At 65.4% G+C, this 24,171-nt stretch carries 21 protein-coding genes and 3 tRNA genes; 7 read left to right on the plus strand and 17 right to left on the minus strand.

What is annotated here, in order from left to right; translation table 11 throughout:
• Positions 1–27: 27 nt before the first annotated feature.
• On the minus strand, positions 28–1,395 hold the full coding sequence (gene mgtE, locus EB835_RS09650; RefSeq protein WP_135809257.1) for a magnesium transporter: 1,368 nt from the start codon (positions 1,393–1,395) through the stop codon (positions 28–30).
• A gap of 137 nt (positions 1,396–1,532) precedes the next feature.
• Between mgtE and EB835_RS09655 the strand changes: the two genes are divergently transcribed.
• Positions 1,533–2,243 (plus strand): ArsR/SmtB family transcription factor, encoded by a 711-nt coding sequence (locus EB835_RS09655; RefSeq protein WP_135809258.1) that lies wholly within the window; start codon positions 1,533–1,535, stop codon positions 2,241–2,243.
• An 18-nt stretch (positions 2,244–2,261) separates the two neighbouring features.
• Positions 2,262–3,077: an isocitrate lyase/PEP mutase family protein gene (locus tag EB835_RS09660; RefSeq protein ID WP_135809259.1), complete on the plus strand. Its 816-nt coding sequence runs from the start codon at positions 2,262–2,264 to the stop codon at positions 3,075–3,077.
• Here EB835_RS09660 and EB835_RS09665 read toward each other — a convergent pair.
• The 9 genes from EB835_RS09665 to EB835_RS09705 form a co-directional block, all read right to left on the minus strand.
• Positions 3,061–3,438, minus strand: a complete 378-nt coding sequence (locus EB835_RS09665) for a universal stress protein (RefSeq protein ID WP_135809260.1) — start codon at positions 3,436–3,438, stop codon at positions 3,061–3,063. The genes EB835_RS09660 and EB835_RS09665 overlap by 17 nt on opposite strands.
• A gap of 9 nt (positions 3,439–3,447) precedes the next feature.
• Entirely contained in the window at positions 3,448–4,893 is a 1,446-nt protein-coding gene (locus tag EB835_RS09670; RefSeq protein ID WP_135809261.1) for a sugar porter family MFS transporter, read from the minus strand.
• A gap of 67 nt (positions 4,894–4,960) precedes the next feature.
• Entirely contained in the window at positions 4,961–5,461 is a 501-nt protein-coding gene (locus EB835_RS09675; protein WP_135809262.1) for a hypothetical protein, read from the minus strand.
• Between the two features lie 77 nt (positions 5,462–5,538).
• Positions 5,539–6,522: a patatin-like phospholipase family protein gene (locus EB835_RS09680; RefSeq protein WP_135809263.1), complete on the minus strand. Its 984-nt coding sequence runs from the start codon at positions 6,520–6,522 to the stop codon at positions 5,539–5,541.
• An 85-nt stretch (positions 6,523–6,607) separates the two neighbouring features.
• Complete coding sequence (locus EB835_RS09685; RefSeq protein WP_135809264.1) at positions 6,608–7,477, minus strand: SDR family oxidoreductase; 870 nt, start codon at positions 7,475–7,477, stop codon at positions 6,608–6,610.
• A gap of 146 nt (positions 7,478–7,623) precedes the next feature.
• Positions 7,624–9,573 (minus strand): acetate--CoA ligase, encoded by a 1,950-nt coding sequence (acs, locus tag EB835_RS09690; protein WP_168216686.1) that lies wholly within the window; start codon positions 9,571–9,573, stop codon positions 7,624–7,626.
• Positions 9,574–9,728: 155 nt separating this feature from the next.
• Positions 9,729–9,801, minus strand: a tRNA-Phe gene (locus tag EB835_RS09695).
• A gap of 70 nt (positions 9,802–9,871) precedes the next feature.
• A tRNA-Asp gene (locus tag EB835_RS09700) sits at positions 9,872–9,945 on the minus strand.
• Between the two features lie 37 nt (positions 9,946–9,982).
• A tRNA-Glu gene (locus tag EB835_RS09705) sits at positions 9,983–10,055 on the minus strand.
• 167 nt (positions 10,056–10,222) lie between these two features.
• On the opposite strand from EB835_RS09705, the gene EB835_RS09710 reads away from it, so the two are divergent.
• Together EB835_RS09710 and ybaK are read left to right on the plus strand one after the other, a co-directional pair.
• Positions 10,223–10,570, plus strand: a complete 348-nt coding sequence (locus EB835_RS09710) for a metallopeptidase family protein (RefSeq protein WP_135809266.1) — start codon at positions 10,223–10,225, stop codon at positions 10,568–10,570.
• Between the two features lie 207 nt (positions 10,571–10,777).
• The gene (gene ybaK / locus EB835_RS09715) at positions 10,778–11,278 is read left to right on the plus strand and encodes a Cys-tRNA(Pro) deacylase (RefSeq protein WP_135809267.1); all 501 of its coding nucleotides are present in this window, start codon (positions 10,778–10,780) and stop codon (positions 11,276–11,278) included.
• A gap of 36 nt (positions 11,279–11,314) precedes the next feature.
• On the opposite strand, the gene EB835_RS09720 is transcribed toward ybaK, so the two are convergent.
• Entirely contained in the window at positions 11,315–11,926 is a 612-nt protein-coding gene (locus EB835_RS09720) for a YigZ family protein (RefSeq protein ID WP_135809268.1), read from the minus strand.
• Positions 11,927–12,014: 88 nt separating this feature from the next.
• Between EB835_RS09720 and EB835_RS09725 the strand changes: the two genes are divergently transcribed.
• A complete protein-coding gene (locus EB835_RS09725) occupies positions 12,015–13,379 on the plus strand; it encodes an aspartate aminotransferase family protein (RefSeq protein ID WP_135809269.1) in 1,365 nt (454 codons plus the stop codon).
• A gap of 62 nt (positions 13,380–13,441) precedes the next feature.
• Here the strand turns inward: EB835_RS09725 and EB835_RS09730 are convergent, their stop codons facing one another.
• Together EB835_RS09730 and EB835_RS09735 are read right to left on the minus strand one after the other, a co-directional pair.
• Positions 13,442–15,073 (minus strand): amidohydrolase, encoded by a 1,632-nt coding sequence (locus tag EB835_RS09730; protein ID WP_135809270.1) that lies wholly within the window; start codon positions 15,071–15,073, stop codon positions 13,442–13,444.
• Between the two features lie 42 nt (positions 15,074–15,115).
• Positions 15,116–16,837: a thiamine pyrophosphate-dependent enzyme gene (locus tag EB835_RS09735; RefSeq protein ID WP_135809271.1), complete on the minus strand. Its 1,722-nt coding sequence runs from the start codon at positions 16,835–16,837 to the stop codon at positions 15,116–15,118.
• Between the two features lie 324 nt (positions 16,838–17,161).
• Between EB835_RS09735 and EB835_RS09740 the strand changes: the two genes are divergently transcribed.
• Together EB835_RS09740 and EB835_RS09745 are read left to right on the plus strand one after the other, a co-directional pair.
• Positions 17,162–19,852 carry an aminotransferase class I/II-fold pyridoxal phosphate-dependent enzyme gene (locus tag EB835_RS09740; RefSeq protein WP_135809346.1) on the plus strand — a complete coding sequence of 897 codons (2,691 nt, stop codon included), beginning with the start codon at positions 17,162–17,164 and terminating at the stop codon, positions 19,850–19,852.
• An 11-nt stretch (positions 19,853–19,863) separates the two neighbouring features.
• Positions 19,864–20,892, plus strand: coding sequence for a proline racemase family protein (locus EB835_RS09745; RefSeq protein WP_135809272.1), 1,029 nt, complete (start codon positions 19,864–19,866; stop codon positions 20,890–20,892).
• 48 nt (positions 20,893–20,940) lie between these two features.
• On the opposite strand, the gene EB835_RS09750 is transcribed toward EB835_RS09745, so the two are convergent.
• From EB835_RS09750 to EB835_RS09765, 4 genes are all read right to left on the minus strand, one after another.
• Positions 20,941–21,432 carry a protein-tyrosine phosphatase family protein gene (locus tag EB835_RS09750; RefSeq protein ID WP_135809273.1) on the minus strand — a complete coding sequence of 164 codons (492 nt, stop codon included), beginning with the start codon at positions 21,430–21,432 and terminating at the stop codon, positions 20,941–20,943.
• A 39-nt stretch (positions 21,433–21,471) separates the two neighbouring features.
• Positions 21,472–22,257 (minus strand): amino acid ABC transporter ATP-binding protein, encoded by a 786-nt coding sequence (locus EB835_RS09755; RefSeq protein WP_135809274.1) that lies wholly within the window; start codon positions 22,255–22,257, stop codon positions 21,472–21,474.
• Positions 22,257–23,051: an amino acid ABC transporter permease gene (locus EB835_RS09760; RefSeq protein WP_135809347.1), complete on the minus strand. Its 795-nt coding sequence runs from the start codon at positions 23,049–23,051 to the stop codon at positions 22,257–22,259. The genes EB835_RS09755 and EB835_RS09760 overlap by 1 nt, the downstream gene beginning before the upstream one ends.
• Before the next feature lie 212 nt (positions 23,052–23,263).
• Positions 23,264–24,061, minus strand: a complete 798-nt coding sequence (locus EB835_RS09765) for a basic amino acid ABC transporter substrate-binding protein (protein WP_135809275.1) — start codon at positions 24,059–24,061, stop codon at positions 23,264–23,266.
• Positions 24,062–24,171: the final 110 nt, after the last annotated feature.

A 24,171-nucleotide genomic window follows, 5' to 3' on the forward strand; every position in this document is an offset into this window, starting at 1 on the left:
CCGGCAACCCGGGCTTCTGCCCGGCCCTCAGCTGAGACCGAGGACCGTCGTCGCGATCGTGAAGTAGATGATGAGGCCCGTGGCATCGCAGAACGTGGAGATGAACGGGTTGGAGAACACCGCCGGATCCGCGCCGACCTTCTTCGCGATGATCGGCATCAGTCCGCCCACCGTCGCGGCCATGATGCACACCGACAGCAGGGTCAGTCCGATGACCAGACCGATGGCCCAGCCGTAGACGAGTCCGGCGATGATGAAGCCCAATGCGCCGAGCACGGAACCGAGCACCCCGCCCACGCGCAGCTCTCTCCAGATGACTCGTCCGAGATCGCGGACGCGCACCTCGCCGACGGCCAAGGCGCGGGTGACGGTCGTGGCGGCTTGGTTGCCGGTATTGCCGCCCGTGCCGGTGAGCAGCGGAATGAAGAGCGCGAGGACGACGACCTGATCGAGGCGGTCCTCATAGACTTCGAGGACCTGGACGGTGAGGATGGCGGAGACGGCAAGGACGAGCAGCCAGATGATGCGGCTCTTGACCAGACGCATGATCGTCGAGGACAGGTAGGAGCGGTCCAGCGGTTCCGTACCGGATCCGCGGGCGAGGTCCTCCGCGTCCTCCTCGTCGACGATGTCGAGGACGTCGTCCATGGTCAGGATGCCGACGAGGCGCTCCTCCTGATCGGTCACCGGCATCGCGATGAGACGGTGGGAGAGGAACTCACGCGCTGCTTCCTCACGGTCCGTCAGCGCATGGGTGCTCAGCGAATCACGGACCATATCCTCGATGATCGTGTCCGCATCGGCGGCGAGGAGATTGCGCAGCGACACCACGCCCCGCAGCACCCGGCCGGGGCCGACCACGGGCAGGAGGTAGACGGTCTCGGGGCCGTCGATGCGGGCCCGCACGACCTCCATCGCCTCGGCGGCGGTCCAATCCTCGTGCAGACCGAGCACCTCGGGAGACATGTACCGACCGATCGCGGACTTCGGATACCCGAGGACCGCCGAGGTCATCGCCCGCTCTTGGACAGTCAGCCCCTTCATCAGGCGGCTGGCCACACTCGCGGGCAGTTCGCCGAAGAGCTCGGCGCGATCATCGGGGTCGAGCCCCTCGACGATGTCGGCGACCTCGGGCTCACGGAGGTTGCCGATGAGCTCGGCCTGGTAGGCCGGCGGCAGGTCCTCGAAGACATCGAGCGCCTCGGCCTTCGTCAGCACTCTGAAGAGCATCGCCGACTGCAGCGGAGTCGAGGTGTGGACGAGCCGGGCGATTTCGGCACGCGGCACCTGCCGGGCCAGATGAGCGATCTCGTCAAGAGTATAGGGATCGATTCTGCCGGTGAGCGCGGATTCGAGTCGATCGGCCGCCTCAGTGCCCTCTGTCGTATCGGCCACGCCTGCCCCCTCACCTCGAACGGAAAACTACCGCAGTCAAGCCTAGGCCATAAGCGAGGTGGAAACGGCCCCGCCCCGAAGCACAGAGTCGCGACATTTCGGGCAGCACCGAATCGACACGGTCCTACGATGGACGTATGACGAGGAGATTTCCGGAGTCCGCACCGAACATCGCCGCCTTGGCATCGGCCATCGCCGACCCAACGCGCGTGATGATCTGTGCCAGCCTCCTCGACGGTCGTGCCTGGACGCTCACCGAACTCTCCCGCGCTCTGTCCATTCCGATGTCCTCACTGTCCGAACACGCCAGCATCCTCATCGACCATGGTGTCCTCACACAGCGACGGGCAGGCCGGCACCGCTATGTTCAGATCGCCTCGACCGACATCGCTGACTGGTTGGAACATACGGGAGCTCTGGCCGACGGGGCGATGACCGCGGCACCGACGATGACGGCGAAGACCCGCAATCGGCAGCTGATCGACGCTCGCACCTGCTACAGACACATCGCAGGCAGGTTCGGCACCCAGCTCTTCTCGGCTCTGACTCAGCGAGAATGGATCGATGAGTCGATGAACATCACCGATTCCGGGCGGGCCGGTCTCGCCGAAGCTTTCGGACTCGACGCGGAACCACAGGCCTCGTCGGCACGCCCCCTGGTGCGACGATGCCTCGACTGGACGGAACGTCGCTCCCACCTCGGCGGCCAACTCGGAGACGACATCTGCCGCACGTTCTTCGACCGCGGATGGATCCAGCGACGTCCGCACTCTCGAGCACTGACGATCACCCCGGACGGGCGCGACCGCCTCGACTGGGTGCTCACTGCTTACAGCGATCACCTCTGAGAACACTGGAGACCGACAATGACCGCACCCACCGATACCGCGACAGCCTTCCGCGAGCTGCACGTCCCCGGCGACCCATTCATCCTGCCGTGCGCCTGGGACGTGGCTAGTGCACAGCTCTTCGCCGAGGCGGGGCACCGAGCCGTCGGTACCACGAGCCTGGGCATCGCCGCTGCCATCGGTGCCGCCGATGAGGACCGTGACACCCTGACCGCAACCGCAGACCTTGCCGCAGCGCTTCGCACGGCGCTGCCGGACCTGCCGCTGACCTGTGACTTCGAAGACGGCTATGGAGACGGTCCCGAATCCGTCGTCGACGCCGTACGCGAGGCATTCGCCGCGGACGCCGCGGTCGGACTCACTGTCGACGGCATCAACATCCAAGATTCGAGAAGGGGGCGGATGGGCGAACCTGCGGTCCTGACAGCGAAGGTGAAGGCGATGAAGGAAGCCTTCCCCGCACTGTTCGTCAACGCACGAATCGACACGTTCTGGATCGGCCGGAACGACCTCGGCGATGTCATCGAACGCATCGACGCCTACACCGCCGCGGGTGCCGATGGCATCTTCGTCCCCGGAGACCTCGACCTCACGACGACCCAGACGATCACCGCTCACAGCAGGGTTCCGGTGAATGTGCTTGCCAGTGCGCGGTACGCGCGGTCCAGCCTCGCAGAGGCGGGAGTCGGCCGGATCAGCAGCGGATCACTGCTCTATCGTGCGGCGATGTCAGGGGCGATGGGCTCTTTGCAGATGCTTGCCGACGACCGCCCGGCCGAGACGGCGAATGTGCTGCCGTACCAGGCTTTCGCCGAACTCAACCGCGTCCGCTGACGGAAGCGTCCATGTGAACGGTGAGCACGGGTACGGGGGAGCGCAGGATGAGCCGCTGCGCGACCGACCCGAGGATCATCTTGCCCACGCGTGACCGGGCACGGACCCCGAGGACGAGGCGGTCGACCTCTGCATGAGCATTGAGTTCGTCGATGACGGCGGTGACGGGGTCACGATCCCCGCGCCCGGAACGGTTGATGACGGTGACCGCGAGTCCGGAGGGGATCTCCTCCTCGGTGAAATCATGGAGGGTGAGGTTGATGAGCAGCAGACCGGTGTTGAGGTTCTGCGCCTCGGCGACGGCCGATTCGAGTGCATGGCGGCCTTCGGGACTGTCGGTGACGGCGACGGCGACTGACATGACGGCTCCTTATCTGCGTCCGTACTCGGCCTTGAACTCGCGTTCGAACTGCGCGAGGTCCTTGTCCTTGGTCTCCGGCAGCATGAGTGCCAGGAAGATGAAGGCGAGCACGGCGATGCCGGCGAACATGCCGAACGTCGCCGTCATGCCCATGGCCTCGATGAGCGGTGGGAAGAACTGCGCGACGATGGCGTTCATGATCCAGAGCACGAACACGCAGATGCCCATTGCGAAGCTGCGGATCTTCATCGGGAAGATCTCGGAGAGCATCAGCCATGTCAGCGGGCCGACAGTTCCCTGCATGGAGAAGACGAAGAGGACGAGGAAGACCAGCACCGTCCACGCCTGTGCCGGACCGGGCGGGACGATGACCGCAGCCAGGGCGATGAGGGTGTGGAAGAACGCGATGAGGGCGTAGCCGGTGAGGAACATGACCCGGCGCGGCAGCTTGTTGAGCAGGTACATGCCCAAGCTGATGCCGGCGAGGGAGAACACGCCGTTGGCGATATTGCCGATGATCGCGACACCGGAATCGAGTCCGGCGGACGTGAGCAGCTGAGTCCCGTAGTACATGACCGAGTTGATGCCGGTCAGCTGCTGGAAGAACCCGAGACCGGCGCCGATGATGACCAAGCGCAGCACCCATCGGGTGCCGAGGTCGGAAAGACCGCCCGTGGCTTCCTTCGCATCCTCGGCGGCGAGATGGGTGACCTCTTCGATCTCGGCTTCCGCACGTTCGGGGGACCGGACTTGTTTGAGGACGGTCAGAGCCTCCTCATTGCGTCCCTGCGAGATCAGCCAGCGCGGACTCTCGGGTTGGAAGACCATACCCACGAGCAGCGCGACTGCAGGCACCAGGGCGACGAGCAGCATCCACCGCCAGATCGAATCGACGTGGCCGAAGAAGTTGAAGATCACGGCGTTGATGATGAAGGCAGCGAGCTGACCGCCGACGATCATCAGCTCATTGCGGGTGACGAAGCTGCCCCGCTTCTCCGAAGGGGCGATCTCACCGAGGTAGACGGGTACGGTCGCCGAGGCGCCGCCGACGGCGAGGCCGAGGACGAACCGAGCACCGATGAGGAACTCCGCTCCTGGAGCGAGCACGCAGCCGAGAGTGCCGAGGATGAAGACTCCGGCCAGGAGCAGGATCGTCTTCCGGCGTCCCCAGGCATCGGCGACACGACCGCCGAAGACCGCACCGAAGGCGGCCCCGACCATGAGAGAGGCGACGACGAGGCCTTCGCTCAGCGCGCTCAGTCCGAAGTCCTCGCTCAGAGGCTCGAGAGCACCATTGACGACACCGGTGTCGTAGCCGAAGAGCAGACCGCCGAAGGTAGCGACAGTGGCGATGACGCCGAGTCGGTGGACCGGACGGCCCGATCCCATGTGCGGCAGATCGAACTTCGCATTCGGGGCGGACGTCGACTGGCGACGCGGATATCCGGTTGACATGGACAACTCCTCTCCCATCCAGTCTTAGCACATGGGAGCCGACTGCAATCGGAGGGGGAGGCGGAAGTCAGTCCTCTTCGAAGGAGTCGTCGATGACTTCGGGCATCCCGTCGATGACCGAGACCTCTTCGGTCCCGTCATCGGCGAGGGCATCGACGTTGAGGTCGTCCCCGTCGAGCTCAGCGACCTCGAAATCATCATCGCCTTCGGAGACCATCTCGTCACCGACGCGATTTCCCTGTTCTGCGGCGGGTGACTGATCGGTGTTGAACTCGTCAGAGAGGTCAGGAGCTTCGTTCTCATCCTCCCAGCCTGCGTCGTCGACGAGAACATCGTCGGCGCCCTCGACGCCTGTGCCTTCTGGCCCCTCGGCGCCGGGCTCGACGGGGCCGTCTGCGGGTTCGTCTTCATCGATGCCGGAGTCGACACCGACCTGTTCGGCTTCGGCCTCTGCGGCAGCGAGCTCGGGATCGTCGAGTTCGTCGCCCGTCGGCTCGTCGAGATCGGGATCGTCGAGGATGGGGTCCTCTTCCGGCCGGTCGGCTGCGTCCGAATCGAATTCGTTCATGATCTCTCCTTCGCTCGTGGTCGGTCTCGGGCCCTCATTCTTACACGTGGAACGGTCGCAGGCTATGGGGTGCGGGGTCACTTCCGATCGAAACGCTCCTTCCACCGTTCCCAGTCCCACTGAGCCAGAAACTTCTTCCCGGCCGCCCGGCCCGAGGAGATGAGATCGAGCTTGTCGGCAGCCGTGAGGGCGAAGTTCGTGCTGCTGTGTCCGGTGGTGTCGACGAACACCGTCCGTTCGGTGACCGAGGGGTCGTCGATGTGCCGACGGTCGTGGGCGTTGAGCATCGTCGTCAGCAGGGACTTCGCGTATTGGAAGGTTGTCGCATTGGGCCGCCATTCGGCGGCGGCCGTGTGCCGGGCCGAGAGCATGACGCCGAACGTCGGCCAGCGTGCCGGTTTCGCATCCTTGCGGTCGAAGACGTCGACAGGAAAGTTCGAGAGCAGTCCGCCGTCGGCACCGAGCACGGAGTCGCCGCCGGCCACGTTCGACCTGGCGGGCAGACTGCGCGGGCGGAAGAAGAAAGGGCTGGCGGCCGAGGCGCACACCGCCTCGGCGACGGACTGGCTGTCCGCATCGACGCCGAGGGCGTCCTCGTAGTCCCAGGGCAGGCGGAGCATACGTCCGCGGGAGACGTCGGAGACGATGACGACGAGCCGATACGATCGCTGCCTCGGGATCGCACTGCCCGGGTCATCGAGTTTCAGATCACCCCATGTGCGCACCCCCTGATCGGCCAGCGCCGAAGCAAGGAAATCGTGGAGCGCATCACCGACATACATGCCTTTGTGCAGCAGCAGTCCCTGCACTCTCCCCAGCCAGGGGATGAGGCGGAACGCGGGGGAGAGGTCCTCGAATTCGCCGAAGTCCTGCTCGAGGACCTTCTGCCGCAGGTTCGGTGCTGAGATCCCCGCCGCAGCCAGAGAACCGACGATCGCCCCGGCCGAGGTTCCGGCGATGCGATGGAAGTCGTAGCCGCCGTCGGCGAGAGCCTCGAGCGCCCCGACGAGGCCGGGCAGCTTCGTCCCACCGCCTTCGAGGACGAGATCCGTCATCGCCATGTCAGCCTCCTCCGCGCAGTCCCACTGATTCCATTGTGGACCCGCGCCGAGGCTGCGGCCGGGCAAGACCTGCCCGGCGTGCGGCCTAGTGGCGCGCGACGGCTACCGGAACGTCTCCTGCCGGGGACCTGCGCTTCCGGTCCTGGCCTGTCCGACCGGTGAAGTGATCCATCGTCTGGTTGACGCCGAGGAAGTCCATGATCTTGTCGAAGGCACGGGTCGGCAACAGGCGGACGCCCGGGACCAGACGGACGAGCGAGGGCATAACCAGCTGCTCGCGGCCGGACTCGACGGCGTCGAGGACACGGGTCGTCACATCGTTCTCTTCGAGGATCGGGAGCAGTCGAGGGAATTTCGTCTGCACCCCCTTGAACATGCCGGTGTTGATGTAGAAGGGGCACACGGCCAACGTGTTGACCCGGCTGCCGTCGGCGCGCAGCTCTCCGCGCAGGGACTCTGTGAAGCCGACGGCCGCCCATTTGCTCGCCGAGTAGTCGGTCTGTCGAGCGACCCCGGTCAGGGCGGCGGCGCTGGCGATGGTGACCACCGAGCCGCGGTCGCGTTCGATCATTCCGGGCAGAAATGCTTTTGTCGTCCAGTACAGGGCGAAGGTGTTGACGTCGTAGACCCGTCGCACCGCCGCCTCATCGACTTCGAGGAGCTTCTTTCCAGTGACGATGCCGGCACAGTTGATGAGGACGTCGATCGGTCCTGTCTGCTCGGCCGTGGCGGCGACTTGGTCGGCATCGCCGACATTGAGGGCGAAGGCTCGGGCGGCCGTCCCCGCAGCCTCGACCTCGGCGCGCACTGCCTCCCCGGAGTCTGCCGAGAGATCCCAGATGATGATCTCGGCAGCACCTCGGGCTGCCGCGTCCAGGGCCATGAGCCTGCCGATTCCGCTTCCGGCTCCGGTGATCAGCACCTTGGCGCCGGCGATTTCGGTTCCACGTTTCATTCGTACGCATCCTTGCAGTCGAGTGTCTTTCGGCTTCCGGGTGCGATCGCCGGCCTGCGGCGACCCACCAGATGTTACTCAACAGTACATCAGTGTGTTGTGGGTCACCGCAAGGGGCGGTGGGCGGAATCTCTCAGAGCGGACGGTCAGCTCTCTGCGACACCTTTCTGAATGAGGTCCATCACCGAGGAGTCCGCGAGGGTCGTCACATCGCCGACCTCGCGCTTTTCGGCGACGTCCTTGAGCAGTCGGCGCATGATCTTGCCCGATCGGGTCTTCGGCAGGTCGGGCACGATCATGATCGAGCGTGGAGTCGCGATCGCTCCGATCGCGGAGCGGACATGGTTTCGCAGTTCGGCCACGACGTCGTCGCCGCCGTCTTCCGCGCTCTCGCGGAGGATGACGAAGGCCTCGATCGCCTGTCCCGTCATCTCGTCGCTCGCCCCGACCACGGCCGCCTCGGCGACCTTCGGATGAGCGACGAGGGCGGACTCGATCTCCGCGGTCGACATCCGGTGTCCGGAGACGTTGAGGACGTCGTCGACGCGGCCGAGGACCCAGAAATCACCGTCGCGGTCGATCTTCGCCCCGTCCCCTGCGAAGTACACCTCCGGATACTGTGACCAGTAGGTCTTCTTGAACCGCTCCTCATCGCCCCACAGGGTGCGCAGCATCGACGGCCACGGTTCCTTGATGACCAGGTAGCCGCCGTTTCCGGGCTCGACCGAGTTGCCTTCGTCGTCGAAGACGTCCGCGACGACTCCCGGCAGTGGGCGCATCGCCGCTCCCGGTTTCGTCTCGGTCACGCCCGGCAGAGGGCTGATGAGGATGCTGCCGTTCTCCGTCTGCCACCAGGTGTCGACGACGGGGCAGCGGTCCCCGCCGATGTGCTCGCGGTACCACATCCACGCTTCGGGGTTGATCGGCTCTCCGACGCTGCCGAGCAGACGCAGACTGGTCAGGTCGAACTCCGCGGGGATGTCGCGGCCCCATTTCATGAACGATCGGATGGCGGTGGGCGCGCAGTAGAGGATGGAGACCTTGTACTTTTCCACGATCTCCCACCAGCGACCCCGGTGCGGGGTGTCGGGAGTGCCTTCGTAGAGCACTGAGGTGGCCCCATTGGCCAGCGGGCCGTAGACGATATAGGAGTGCCCGGTCACCCAGCCGATGTCCGCGGCCGTCCAATAGACGTCCGTCTCGGGTTTGATGTCGAAGACCGCCCAATGCGTGAACGAGGTTCCGACGAGGTAGCCGCCCGTGGTGTGCATGATGCCCTTGGGTTTGCCGGTCGTGCCCGAGGAATACATGATGTAGAGCGGATGCTCGGAATCGAAGGCCTCCGGAGTGTGGGTCTCCGACTGCCGATCGACGACGTCGTGCCACCACAGATCACGGTCGTCATTCCAGGCCACGTCTTGGCCGGTGCGGCGGACGACGAGAACGTTGCGCACCTCGGGGCAGTCCTCCATCGCCTCGTCGACGACGGATTTCAGACCGGAGGGTTTGCCCTTGCGATAGCCGCCGTCGGCGGTGATGACGAACTCGACTCCGCAGTCTTTGACGCGGTCGGCGATCGCCGAGGCGGAGAAGCCGCCGAAGATGACGGTGTGCGGGGCGCCGAGGCGGGCGCAGGCGAGCATGGCGAACACCGTCTCGGGGATCATGGGCATGTAGATCGCGACCCGGTCGCCTGTTTTGACTCCGAGTTCGGTGAGCGCATTCGCAGCCTTCGAGACCTCGCGCAGAAGGTCGGAGTACGTGATGGTGCGGGTGTCGCCGGACTCGCCTTCGAAGTAGTAGGCGACGCGATCGCCGAGGCCGTTCTCGACATGACGGTCGACGCAGTTGTAGGCGGCATTGAGCTTGCCTCCCACAAACCATTTGGCAAAGGGCTTCTCCGACCAGTCGAGAACGGTGTCGAAGGGAGTGTCCCAGGTGATGCGCTGCGCCTGTTCTGCCCAGTAGCCGAGGCGGTCGGCCGCGGCTTTGTCGTACTCATCGGCTTTCGCATTGGCATTGGCGGCGAAGTCCGCTGGGGGTGGGAAAGCCCTGTCTTCGTGGCTGAGTTCCTGAATCGTCGGATTGTTCGTCATCGTGCTCTCCTTTCGCCCTGCACCACTACGACGTGGGCGGGCCATCGAACTCATCTTCAACCTACTCCAGATGTTTCGGATTTCAAGAGGTGCGGATGGAGATGCGAAGAAGCCCCGCCTCCCAGTTCTCACTGGGAAGCGGGGCTTCCGTGTTGTGGCTCCGACCGGCGTCGATCCGGTGACCTTTCGATTTTCAGTCGAACGCTCTACCAACTGAGCTACAGAGCCTGGCCGCCGACATACTCACAAGTATGCCGAGAGAAACAAAGGCTCTTCCGAAGAAGAGCCTTATGCTCCGCGACCCTGACGGGACTCGAACCCGCGACCTCCGCCGTGACAGGGCGGCGCGCTAACCAACTGCGCCACAGGGCCTTGCTGTTGTGATGCTGGACCTTTCGATCCTACACCGTACCCCCAACGGGATTCGAACCCGTGTCGCCGCCGTGAAAGGGCGGTGTCCTAGGCCTCTAGACGATGGGGGCCCAGGTTGTCCTCGGATTCCCCGTGGGCAACGACGTTAAGCTTATCCCACCCGATTCGGGGAATGCAAAACGAAAAGCAGTGTCCTCCGTCACAAGGCAGGTGTGGTGATTTTCGAGGTTTCGGAGGGCCGCCTCGGTGAGGGGATCGGGGTCGCTAGAGTGGAGGCATGGAGGCCCTGAGTGATGACGAGTTCGATGCGATCCTCGGTGAAGCCCTGGACCTGCTGCCCGATGGGGTGACTGAACAGCTGGACAACGTCGCCCTGTTCGTCGAGGACCGACCGGAGGACGGTGACCGGCACCTGCTCGGCCTCTATGAGGGCACGCCGATCGGGGAGCGGGGGATCGCCGGGTTCGAGATGCCCGACAACATCTTCATCTACCGCGACAACCTCATCGACTTCGCCGAGGACAGGGACCACCTGCGCGAAGAGATCGTCATCACCATCGTCCACGAGATCGCGCACTTCTACGGGCTCGATGATGACCGACTCCACGAACTCGGCTGGGGCTGAACGCCCGCAGCAGAGGGGGTCATCGCCTTTGCCGACGGGTCATCTGGGGTCACGAGAATTGGCGCCCGCAAGCCCACTTCGCCTATTGTGGATGGGTACCTATCAGCACCGATACAACATTCCGTCCGTATCGACGTGGAGACACGGAGTCGTGATCACTGCGCCTCCTGGCCCCGTCGACCTGCGGGCAGGAGGCACTACCCCCTTATGACAGTTGCATCCAAGACTTCCAGTGCGGCGACCCCGGCCGTGCGCGTGCTCAACCTGGCAGGCATCGACTACAGCCTGCGCAGCTTCGAACACGATCCCGCCATCCGCCGCTATGGTTCGGAGGCCGCCGACAAGCTCGGCGTCAGCTCCGACCAGGTGTTCAAAACCCTGATGATCCAGGTGGACGGGGCACCCGTGACCGCGCTCGTCCCGGTCTCCGGCCAGCTCGACCTCAAGGCACTGGCCTCGGCGCGCGGAGCGAAGAAGGCCCAGCTGTCCGGTGTCGCCGAGACCGAACGCCGGACCGGCTACCCCGTCGGAGGAGTCTCCCCGTTCGGGCAGCGCCATGCCGTTCCCGTCGTCGTCGACCGCACCGCGCTCGACCACTCCGCCGTGTTCGTCTCGGCCGGCCGTCGCGGTCTTGAGATCGAGATCCGCCCCGAGGATCTCGTCATGCTCACGAACGCACAGGTCGCGAAGATCGCCGCGCTCGACTGATTCGCGATTCCGTGATCTGAGGCCCGATCTCCGGACTCATACCCACTCGACCTCACCGACCTCGGGCTCTGCCTGACCGGCGGTGAGGTCGGCGTACATCGCTACGGCGTCGGCCACCTCGGCGAGGGGAACCAGGACATCGAGTCCCACGTCACCACCGTAGTCGGCCCGTGTCGTCCACCCCCGGTTCCCGGCCGCCCGCTCCAAGGCGTTGGCCTGGGCGTAGTCGATGTGCGCGGACACCGGGACGCGCTCACGGCGGGTGACGATCCGCGCCTCATCGACCGCCGCCGAGGTGGCCTGACCGTAAGCGCGCACGAGCCCGCCGGCCCCCAGCAGGGTGCCGCCGAAATACCGGGTGACGACGGCGACGACGAAGGTCAGGTCATGGCCGGTGACGACATCGAGGATCGGGGCGCCCGCTGTGCCGGCCGGTTCCCCGTCGTCGCTGAAGCGCTGAGTGCGCGAATCCACATCGATGACGAAGGCCGAACAGTGGTGGCGGGCCTTCGGATGCTCGGTCCGGGCGGCGGCGATGACGGCACGGGCCTCAGCCTCATCTGCGGCCGGGGAGAGGCGGGTGAGGAAGCGGGATCTCCTGATCTCGATCTCCGCCTCGACGGGGCTGGCGATTGTCCGGTACGACATGCTCGTCACTGTAGTCGAATGTGTTCTACGATGAGCCCACGGGCGCGGATTCCGCGCTCATCCCCGGTACTTCAGTGAAAGGGTGACAATGGTGCACCAGCCAGACGACGTCGACCTCGCAGCACTCAAGGAAGAATCCGCCCGAGCCCGTGAACTCGACCGCGCACACGTCTTCCATTCGTGGTCAGCACAGCGACTCATCGACCCGCCGACCGTTGCCCGTGCTCAGGGTTCGACGGTCATCGACGGTGAGGGACGGGAGTTCCTCGACTTCTCCTCGCAGCTGGTGAACACGAACATCGGCCACCAGCATCCGACCGTGGTTGCCGCGATCAAGGATCAGGCCGATGTGCTGTGCACGATCAGCCCGGCCACCGTCAACGCAGCCCGCTCCGAGGCGGCACGCCTCATCACCGATCGGACCCCGGAGGGCCTGAACAGGGTGTTCTTCACCAACGGCGGCGCGGATGCCAATGAGCACGCCATCCGCATGGCCCGTCTGCACACGGGGCGGACGAAGGTGCTGTCGCGCTACCGGTCTTACCACGGCGGAACTCAGACGGCCGTCAACGTCACCGGTGACCCGCGCCGGTGGGAGAACGAGACCGGGGAGTCAGGCGTCGTCCATTTCTTCGGACCCTTCCTCTACCGCTCGGAGTTCCACGCGACCACCGAGGCCGAAGAGACCGAGCGGGCGCTGCAGCACCTGCGTCGGACCATCGAGCTGGAGGGGCCGGCGACGATCGCCGCGATCATCCTCGAATCCATTCCCGGCACCGCCGGAATCATGATGCCCAGTCCCGAATACATGCAGGCGGTGCGGGCGCTGTGCGATGAGCACGGCATCGTGTTCATCGCCGACGAGGTGATGGCCGGGTTCGGTCGGTCGGGCCGCTGGTTCGCCTTCGAGCACTTCGATATCGTCCCCGACCTCATCACCTTCGCCAAGGGCGTGAACTCCGGCTACGTGCCTCTGGGCGGAGTCGTCATCAACGACGCGATCTTCGAGACCTTCGCCGAACGCGTCTACCCCGGCGGGCTGACCTACTCCGGTCATCCTCTGGCGTGTGCGGCCGCGGTCGCGACGATCAACGCAATGGCCGATGAGGGCATGGTCGAACACGCAGCCCATATCGGGGAGACGATCATCGGTCCCCGGCTGCGGCAGATCGCGGAGAACTCGAAGCATGTCGGCGAGGTCCGCGGCACCGGAGCATTCTGGGCGATCGAACTCGTCTGGGACAAGGAGTCCAGGGAGCCGCTGGCCCCCTACGGCGGAGGCTCACCCGAGGTCGCCTCGGTGGTGGCAGCGCTGAAGGAACACGGCGTCATCCCGTTCAACAACTATCACCGTCTGCACGTGGTCCCGCCAATCAACATCAGCGAAGAGGACCTCGAACGCGGCCTCGGAGTCTTCGAGAAGGTCCTCACCGACCTCGACTTCCCCCACTAGAACTACCCGACGGGGGCTCAGCAACCTGGCGCAAGGTTGCTGAGCCGCCGTCAGGTAGTAATTTAGGGGGTTTGGTGGGTGTAATTGCCGCCTAGGACTGTTGCGCGGACGGGGATCTGTGCGATCTCGTCGGGGGCGACGTCGCCCGGGTGAGTCTCCAAGGCGACGAAGTCGGCGAGCTTGCCGCGCGACAGGGTGCCCTTGTCCGCCCCTTGCCCCGAGGCCTTCGCCGCCTCGACCGTGTAGGCCGCAATCGCCTCGTCGACGCTCAAGCACTCGTCGGCCGAGCCCATGATGTCCCCGTCACGGGTCCTGCGGGTGACATACGCTTCGATTCCGCGCAGAACATTGCCGTCGGCGCACGGCCGATCCGAGCTGCCGGCCATCGGCACACCCGCGTCGACGAACGATTTCGCACGATAGATCAGGTGCCGGCGGTCCGCCCCGAGCGAGGCATTCATCCCGTCGCCGATGCCGTCGGCGAATGCCGCCTGCGGGGTGACGACGATCCCGTGCTCGGCCAGCGTCGCCAGATGCTCGTCATGGACCAACCCGGCATGCTCGATCCGGTTGGGCACCGCACGCCTGCCGTACTTCTTCTGCGCCTCGACGATATTGGCGACCGCCGCATCCACAGCGGCGTCACCGATGGCATGCACCGCCAAGGACCAGCCCGAGGCGTAGGTGTCGAGGATCTGCTGCCGCAGCACCTCGGCGTCGTCCTGCAGATAGCCCGGATGGTCCTTGCCGGCATAGTTCTCCCGCAGCGCCGCAGTCTCGCCGGACAGAGCCCCGTCCATGAAGAACTTCACGGGCCCGATCGAAATGAGATCATCGCCGAGGCCGGTGCGCAGCCCTGCATCGAGACCGATGCCGAAGCCGTCGGCGGAGTTCGCCGCGATCGGGTGCAGCCCGTCGGCCTGCGGCATGAGCTGAGCCCGAGCCCGCAGCTTGCCCTCTTCCCGAGCCCGCAGATAGGCACTGATCTCGATGGGGGAGTGACCGATCCAGCCATAGGCGATTCCGCATTCGCCGAAGGACGTGATGCCTTCCTTCGCGTAGTAGGCCGTCGCCAGATCGAGGGCGTCGACGACGGTGTCCAGCGAATACGGGCGGATGAGATCCTGCACCAATGTCTGCGCCGTCTCTTCGATCAGCCCTGTGGGATGACCGGCTGCATCGCGCACGACCTTGCCTCCGACCGGCTCCTCGAAACCAGGTTCCAAGATCCCGGCCCGGCGCATCGCCTCGGTGTTGACGATCGCGGCATGGCCGGACGTCTGCCGCATGAACAGCGGCCGGTCACCGGTGATCTCGTCGAGGCGCGCCAGCTCCGGATATTTCCCGTCATAGTCACGGTGGGCATAGCCGGTGGCTTCGATCCATTCCCCGGCCGGTGTCGTCGCCGCGGCCTGCTCCACGGCCGCGTACACATCCGGCAGGCCCCCGGGCAGAGCCGTGACATCGACGGAGGCCAGGGTGAGACCGAACCAGGCGGTGTGGCAGTGGACGTCGTTGAATCCCGGCAGCACCGTCGCCCCGCCCAAGGACTCGACCCGGTCGGCGCTGATGCCGTCGAGCTCCTCGTCGAAGCCGATGATCCGGTTGCCCCAGACCCCGATCTTCTTCACCCGCGGGCGCGTCGGGTCGAGAGTGTGTGCGTCGAGGTCGGTGAAGATCGCGTCGATTCTCATGCAGCCACCTTAGTCAGATTCGAAAGACGTCCGCTCCGACGTTCACGGCAGGCGCGCTCCGCGAACCGTCGGGTCCGTGATGCAGTGGACCAGCGAGAGTCCCTTGTGTCCCAACGCCCGTTCGAAGGCGTCGCGGAAGTCCTCGGTGGCCTCGACGCGGATGCCGAGTCCGCCGAAGGCCGTGGCCATGGCTGCGAAATCCGGGTTCTGCAGCGCAGTGGCCGTGGCCCGGCCCGGATATTCGCGGTCCTGATGGCCGCGGATCGTGCCGTAGACCGAATTGTCGTTGAGCACCACAGTGATGTCGGCACCGTATTGGACAGCCGTTGCCATCTCCTGCCCGTTCATCAGGAAGTCCCCGTCACCGGCGATGCAGAACACGGACCGTTCCGGGTGGACGAGTGAGGCGGCGACCGCGGCGGGCAGCCCGAATCCCATCGATCCGTTGCGCGGTCCCAGCGCCGAGGGGAACCCGTGCGTGGGCAGGAACCGCGTCGCCCAGCCGGAGAAGTTCCCCGCTCCGTAGGTGACGATCGCGTCCTGTGGCAACAGCTCCTGCACGTGGACGAATGCTTCGTCCATATCGACATACCCCGCCGAGGTGGCCGCCCCTGACTCTGCCACCTGCGGTTGCCGCCACGCCTCAAGCTCGGACCTGGCCTCGGCCACCCAGTCCGGCAGCGCAACGGCATCCCCGGCGGCCTCGGACAGGGCATCGCCGAGTGGCGGTTCGTCGATCGATCCGTCGGAGGACACCGAATAGGTGCGGGTGCCCTCCTCGGTGAACAGGGACTGGGCGAACCGGGACACCGAGGTGACGATGTGCTGGTCGAGGCGACCGAAGTGGCCGTGCGCATCGGCATCGGGGCCGATGACGACGGTGCGCTGGTCGACCCCGTTGGTGAACCCGTCGGTGGCCACATCGGTGCGGACACAGCCGAGATAGATGTGCAGGTCCGCCTCGGCGAGGGTGCGCTTGGCCACGGGGGCGGGACCGTAACCTAAGATGCCGAGGAAGTTCGGGCTGTCGTGGTCGATGCCGTCATAGGCGCGGAAGGTGCCGAGCACGCCGAGGCCGCGGTCGCGTGACCACTGGGCGATGCGTCGCGATGTCGACTGGGACCAGTCCTCCCCGCCGATGATGAGCACCGGACGGTCGGCGGCGGCGATGCGGGCCCGCAGCTCCGTGACGTCCCCGGCGTACGGTGCTGCCGAACCGCGCACCCGCGGGGGAAGGACCGTCCCTGAACTGCGCTGGGCGAGGACCTCTTCGGGCAGGCCGACGATGACGGGACCGGGCCGACCGGCCACGGCGGTGTGCATGGCGTCGACGACCACCTCGGCGGCCTTGTCGGGATCGTCGAGGACGAGCACCTTCTTCGCGGTCGAGGAGAACCAGCCCTCGAGATCGAATTCCTGGAAGGCCTCCCGACCGCGATGATCGGTGGGGATGAGACCGACGAAGACGACGAGTGGGGTCGCATCCTGGAAGGCGGTGTGGACGCCGACCTTGACGTTCGCCGCCCCCGGGCCGCGGGTGACCATGGCGATTCCCGGCACTCCGGTCATCCGCCCCTCGGCGACGGCCATATACGCGGCCCCGCCCTCTTGGCGGCAGACGATCGGGGTGATGTCCGAATCGCGGAGACCGTCGATGACGTCGAGATACGACTCGCCGGGCACCAGATAGGTGCGAGTGACTCCGTGTGCTTCGAGTTCCTCGACGATGAGATGACCTGCAGAGAGAGACGCGGAGGTGTCCATATCCCATGCTTATCATCATTTTGCCTCCCGTGGTTGTCTCAAGTGCCCACCACCTCGCCCATTCGAATCTGTGAGGTCGTATGATCGTGCAACAACGGAATCAGTACGGTCCGCCGACTGAGCCCGTGAGCAGGAAATCCTCACCGGAACGGGGTGAGGATTGAGTGAGATTGACAGCCAGGAGGCTCTCGCATGACCGGAATCGACTCCCACCAGGCAGCGGCGCAGGAGTTCGAGGCCGCCGACCTCGGTGGCGGCCGCAGGCACGGTCGCGCCGGAGCCCCGTCGACGCCGCGCAAGGCGCAGCTCGAACGGGACCCGGGAATGCCGGCGAGCACCTGGCGGCTGCGCTCGGATGCGTGGGAGTACCTGAAGTTCGCGATCAAACGTCTGGCCGTCAGCGGCGGGGACTTCTCGATGATCGCCGAAGACGGCGAGGTGTGGCGGTCGCTGCGTTCGCTGAAGACGATCGAACTCTATTGGGCCGGATTCGGTCAGCGCTATGTCGAGGAGATCACCGATCTGCTCTCGAACGGCGAATTCGACCGGGCGCATGACATGATCACCCGTGCGGTCAACCGGCTGCGCGGCACCACCGTGCCCGACACCGGTGAAGACGACCTCACCGAGGATGAGCGCGCCGAGCTCAAGGACCGCCAGGACACCCGTTCCCGCTTCGAGGTCCTCATCGTCGATGAGACCACCGAAGGCGGCCGCGACGAGCTGCACACGGACCTGCTCAAACTCCGCAACGCCTCCGACCAGTTCATCTACGACTACGTCATCGTGCCCACCGCCGACGATGCCGTCGCTGCGGCCCTGACGAACCCGAACCTGCTCGCCTGCGTCATCCGCCCCGGATTCACCGACCACACCCGCGAGGTGCTCAGCCGTGACCTGCGCGACTCCATCGAGTTCGCGCACACCTCGACGCAGGAATCGCCGACGGCGCCGATGAGCCCGCTCAATTCGGTGCGACGGGTGCTGCGGCTGGCCGACACTCTGGCGGACCTGCGCCCGGAGCTCGACCTCTACCTCATGGCCGGTGCGCATATCGAAAGCCTCGCCGGGGCACTGACGCACCGGTTCCGTCGTGTCTTCCGCCGCGAGGACCAGTTCGAACTCCACCTGTCCCTGCTGCGCCGTGCCCAGCACCTCTACGATACTCCGTTCTTCGACGCGATCCGAGAGCATGCCCGCCGACCGGCCGGTGTCTTCCATGCCCTGCCGGTCTCCCGCGGCGGTTCCGTCGTCGGGTCGAAGTGGATCGGCGACTTCGTCGACTTCTACGGACTCAATCTGCTGCTGGCCGAATCCAGTGCCACCTCCGGTGAACTCGATTCCCTTCTCGCTCCGGTGCATACGCTGAAGAAGGCGCAGGCGCTGGCCGCGCGCGCCTATGGTGCCAAGCGCACGTACTTCGTCACGAACGGCACGTCGACGGCGAACAAGATCGTCCATCAGGCCGTCGTCTCACCCGAAGAAGTCGTCATGGTCGACCGCAACTGCCACAAGTCGCACCACCATGCGCTCATGCTCACCGGCGCCCGCACCGCCTACCTCGAGGCGTACCCGCTCAACGACGTCGCCTTCTACGGGGCGGTGCCGCTGAACCGGATCAAGCAGCTGCTGCTCAACTACCGGGCCGCCGGCCGCCTCGACGAGGTGCGGATGATCACCCTGACCAACTGCACGTTCGACGGCATCGTCTACGACCCATACACGGTCATGTCCGAATGCCTGGCGATCAAACCCGATCTCGTCTTCCTCTGGGACGAAGCCTGGTTCGCCTTCGCCCGGTTCCACCCGGTCACCCGCAAGCGCACCGCCATGGTCGCTGCTGAGACCCTTGAGGAGAACCTGTCCACCAACGCCCATGCCGCGGCGTACCGGGAACAGCAGAAGCGCCTGTTCGACCCCGAGACCGGTGCCCCCGCCCCCGATTCGGTGTGGCTGGAAGAGGATCTGCTGCCGCCGCCGGATGCGACGATCCGCGTGTACGCAACCCAGTCGACGCATAAGACGCTGACCGCGCTGCGCCAGGGTTCGATGATCCACGTCTACGATCAGGAGTTCTCCTCCGGCGCCGAGGAGGCCTTCCACGAGGCGTATATGACGCACACCTCGACCTCGCCGAATTATCAGATCCTCGCGTCCCTCGACCTCGGCCGCAGGCAGGTGGAGATGGAGGGCTTCGCACTCGTGCAGAAGCAGCTCGACCTGGCGATGAGCCTGTCTTCGGCGATCGCCCGGCACCCGCTGCTGAAGAAGACGTTCAAGGTGCTCACGGCCGCCGACCTCATTCCGGAGGAGTACCGGGTCACCGAGCGGACGATGCCGCTGCGCGATGGCCTGTCGACGATGTGGGACGCCTGGGTCCGCGACGAATTCGTCGTCGACCCCAGCCGCATCACCGTCGAGATCTCGGGCACGGGCGTCGACGGAGATACGTTCAAGCACGAGCACCTCATGGACCGCTACGGCATCCAGGTGAACAAGACGAGCCGGAACACGGTGCTGTTCATGACGAACATCGGCACCTCACGATCGGCCGTCGCCTACCTCATCGAGGTGTTGGTCAAACTGGCGGGGAAGTTCAATGACCCGCATGAGCTCCAGGAACAGGATGCGCTGACCGAGCCTGCCGCGGTGATGCCTCCGCTGCCGGACTTCTCAGCCTTCGCCCCCGACTACGCCGCCGAGGTGCCGGCCGAGGATCCGTCGAAGCAGCTGCCCGACGGCGATCTGCGCACCGCCTACTACGCAGGTCTGCGCCGGCAGAACATCGAGCATGTGCTCCCGCATGAGCTGCGGCGCCGCGTCGAGAACGGGGAAGTGCCGGTCTCGGCCGGATTCGTCACCCCGTACCCGCCCGGGTTCCCGGTGCTCGTGCCCGGTCAGGTCATCACCGCCGAGGTGCTCGACTTCATGTCGGCGCTCGACACCCGTGAGATCCACGGCTTCGACCCGCGGCAGGGCTACCGCGTCATTCTCAAAGACGTCCTGGAGCACTGAGCGGATCGGCAATGCGGACCAACCGTCTCATCCAGACCGTCGAGGCCCACACCGAGGGGCTGCCTGTCCGCGTCGTCACCGGGGGAGTGGGAGCCTTCCCCGGTGAGACTATGGCCGAGCGGCGGGAATGGTTCATCGAGAATTCCGATGACCTGCGCACGTTCCTCATGTGCGAACCGCGTGGCCACGGATGGCTGTCGGGTGCGATCCTGCAGCCGCCGACTCGCCCCGATGCCGACTGGGGTGTGCTGTTCATCGAGGTCACCGGGGTGCTGCCGATGTGCGGTGCCGGCACGATCGCGGTGGTCACGGTCCTCGTCGAGACGGGAATGGTGCCCGTTGTAGAACCGGTGACGACGGTGCGATTGGACGCCCCGATCGGGCTCATCACCGCCGAGGTAGTCGTCCGTGACGGTCGCGCCGAGGCGGTGACCATCGTCAACGTCGCCTCCTACGCCCACGCCCTCGACCAGACCGTCGAGGTGCCCGGGCGAGGGACGATCGCCTGCGACATCGGCTTCGGCGGAAACTTCTACGCCTTCGTCTCCGCCGCCGAGGTGGGCATTCCGTTCGAGCGGGATCGTGGCGATGAGTTCATCGCCGCCGGCCGCGAGATCATGGCTGCTGTCAACGAGCAGCTGTCGCCGGTGCATCCGGAGACCGGCTACAGCGGCTGCGAGCACGTCGTATTCCTCGCGCCGGAGCCGGGCGTGGACGGGGCCGCGGAAGCGGACGGACTCGCACCGGACGCCCGCCACGTCCTCATCAACCACCCGGGCTGGCTCGACCGTTCACCAGGAGGCACCGGCACGAGCGCACTCATGGCCGTCCGGCATGCCCGCGGACATTTGGGACTGAACACGGATTTCGTCATCGAATGCTTCATCGGCACTTCGTTCACCGGCCGCCTCATCGAGGAGACCACCGTCGGCGAGCACGCGGCGGTGGTGCCGACGATCACCGGCAGCGCCTGGCTGACGGCGACCTCGCAGTTCATGCTCGACCCCAGCGACCCGTTCCCGGCCGGGTTCACGCTCTGAGGTCGGGCCGCCTCGGCGACTGCTGAGGCTGTTGCCGAGCGAAAGAGATCAATCGGGCCGGACACGTGACAACAGCGCAGGAAACTGTGTGACGAAGCGTCGCTGCCACGGCGTCTCGACGGCCTTCGGGCTGTAACGGTCACGGACGAAGGAAACGGCGTCGTCGGCGGGAACTCCGTCGACGACGGCGAGGCACGCGAGGGCAGTGCCCGTTCGCCCGCGACCGCCGCTGCAGGCCACACCCACCCGTGAGGATTCGGCGCGCGACCACAGTCCGAGCAGTGCGAGGGCAGCATCACGATGGTCGGTCGGCAGCCGAAAGTCGGGCCATTCCACCCATCGGGACTCCCGTGCGGACTGAGGCCCCTCGATCGTGTCCGCAAATTGCCGACGCGACCCGAGCAGAATGAGCTCAACGTCCGCCGCGCTCGAGTCCAGCTGGTCCGTAGGATCGACACGGCCTCCGCACAGAGAACGTCCTCGCACCAGCCTCCCGGAAGGCAGTGCGAGGACGTTCTCTGTGCGGTCCCATGAGCTCATGTGAGAAGCCTAGGCGATGCCGCCTCGGCGAACCGGCGACTACCCCAGCTGGCCGGGGTGGAGGACGCGGGAGAGGAAGTCCTTCGTTCGCTGCTCCCGGGGATTGCCGATGACGTCCCTGGCCGGACCCTCCTCGACGACGACTCCGCCGTCCATGAAGACCACGCGGTCGGCGACCTGCCGGGCGAACTCCATTTCGTGGGTGACCACGACCATCGTCATCCCCGCCTCGGCGAGGTTGCGCATGACCTGGAGGACATCACCGACGGTCTCGGGATCGAGCGCCGAAGTGGGCTCGTCGAAGAGCATGACATCGGGGTCCATGCTGAGCGCCCGGGCGATCGCCACCCTCTGCTGCTGACCGCCCGAGAGCGAGCCGGGCTTGGCCTCCATCTTCTCGGACAGTCCGACCTTTGCGAGGTTCGCCTCGGCGACTTTGTCCGCCTCGGACCGTGACCGGCCGAGCACCTTCGTCTGCGCCACCGTGAGATTCTCACGCACGGTGAGGTGGCCGAAGAGGTTGAAGGACTGGAACACCATGCCGATGCGGATGCGGGCGGCGTCGATGTCGAGATCGAGGTCGGTCATGTCCATTCCGTCGACGACGATCGATCCGCCCGACGGGGTCTCGAGGACGTTGATGCACCGGAGCATCGTCGACTTTCCCGAGCCCGAGGGGCCGATGACGCAGACGACCTCGCCCTTGTCGACGTCGAGGCTGATATCGGTGAGCACCTGATTGGACCCGAAGCTCTTCTGCAGATTCCTGATCGAGATGAGCGGTGATCCGGTCGCCGTCGCCGAGGCGGTTGCTGAACTTGTCATCATTTCACTCCTGAGTCTGCGGAACCGTACTTCTTCTCAAGGACCCGTGACAGATACGACAGCGGAATCGTGATGATGAGATAGCACAGGGCGATGACGATGAAGGGCGTGAGGTTCGCGGAGTTGACGATCTCGGCACGACCCAGCGCAGCGAGCTCACGTCCGTCGACGGAGGAGCCGAGGATATAGGCCAGCGAGGAGTCCTTGGTCAGCAGAATGAGTTCGTTGGTCAGCGGCGGAAGGATGATCCGCATCGCCTGCGGCAGAACAATCGTGAACATCGCGCGGGACGACGACATGCCGAGCGAACGGGCCGCCTCGACCTGGCCTTTGGGCACGGCCTGGATGCCGGCGCGGATGGTCTCGGCCATATAGGCGGAGGAGACGAGCGCGAGGGCGATCATGATGACCACGAGCTGGGGAAGGATGAAGCCGGGGAACGCCACCGGCAGGCCGAAGCCCATGACGAGGAAGACGACGAGGGCAGGCAGTCCGCGGAAGAACTCGATGTAGACGAAGGCGATCCACCGGTAGACGCCCACCGAGGACAGTCGCATGAGTGCGAGCACGATGGCGATGGCCAGTCCCAGCACGAAGCCGAGGCCGGTGAAGACGACGGTGTTCTTCAGCGCCTTGGTGATGACGTCGGGGAGCATACCCGCGGCGATGTCGACGCGACCGAACGTGTCGATGAGTGTGGGCCAATCGGCCACGACCGCGATGACGACGGCGATGACGACGAGGATGCCGTATTGGATCCCGCGTGAGATCTTCGCCTTCTGGCGTTTGCTCATCTTCGCTTTGGGGGTGGCAGTGGCGACGGGGATGCCGGTGCCGTTCCGGCCCCCGTCGCCAGTCGCATGAGGTGATGACATGGGTGGTGTCCTTTTGACGCGGTGGCAGTTGTGACCGCCGAATACAGTGTGTGTCAGTGAGAATCGTGTTCAGCCGAACGAGCGGCCGGCCGCGGTCTGTGTGCCGCGACCGGCCGCCCCTTCAGCGGTGATCACTTGGGTGCGTCGCCGAACCACTTCTCGTAGATCTTGTCGTACTCTCCGTTGTCCTTGATCTCCTTGACGGTGTCGTCGACGGCCGTCTTCATCTCCTCGTTGTCCTTCTTCATACCGATGCCGTAGTGCTCGCCGGTGTCGATGTCGAAGCCGACGGTGAAGCCGTCATTGTTCGCCGCATAGTCGTAGAGGACGCCGTTGTCGTTGATGACGGCGTCGGCCTGACCGTTCTTCAGTGCTTCGAGCGAAAGCGGAAGGTCCTCATAGGTGATGATCTCGGCGTCCTTGAAATTTTCGTTCGCATAGTCGAGACCGGTGGTGCCGGCCTGCGCGGCGACTTTGAAGTCCTTGAGCCCTGCTTCGTCGTCTGCGGTCTTATCCTCCTTTGTCAGGATGGCCTGGTTCGCTGGGAAGTACGACTCGGAGAAGTCGATGGCTTCCTCGCGCTCGGGCGTGATCGTCATGGCCGCGGCCGCCACATCGCATTGGTTCTGGTTGAAGGCTGCGCCGGTGGTGATGGTTTCGAACGGCGTGTTGACGATCTCCTGCTCGACGCCGAGGTGCTTCGCCACGGCATCGACGATGTCGACGTCGAAGCCGACGACCTCGCCGTCCTTCTCGAACTGGAAGGGCTGATACGACAGATGGGTGCAGGTGGTCAGTTTGCCGTCCTCGACCAGAGGGACCCCACCTTCGGCGGTTGCTGCGGGTTCGGAATCTCCTCCGCCGCTGCAGGCAGACAGGGCGAGCAAGGCGCCGGCGGCCAGAACGGCCAGGCTCGAGCGTCGTTTCATCATTCCTCCATTGAGTCGGTGACGGTGGTCGTCACGCACACGGTCTGCATGACATCGTTGTCTGAGCAGTCTCTGTGAGGGATCTTACCGTGAACTGGATCACACTCAGG

The organism is Brevibacterium sp. S22 (genome assembly GCF_004745485.1).
Lineage (GTDB): Bacteria > Actinomycetota > Actinomycetes > Actinomycetales > Brevibacteriaceae > Brevibacterium.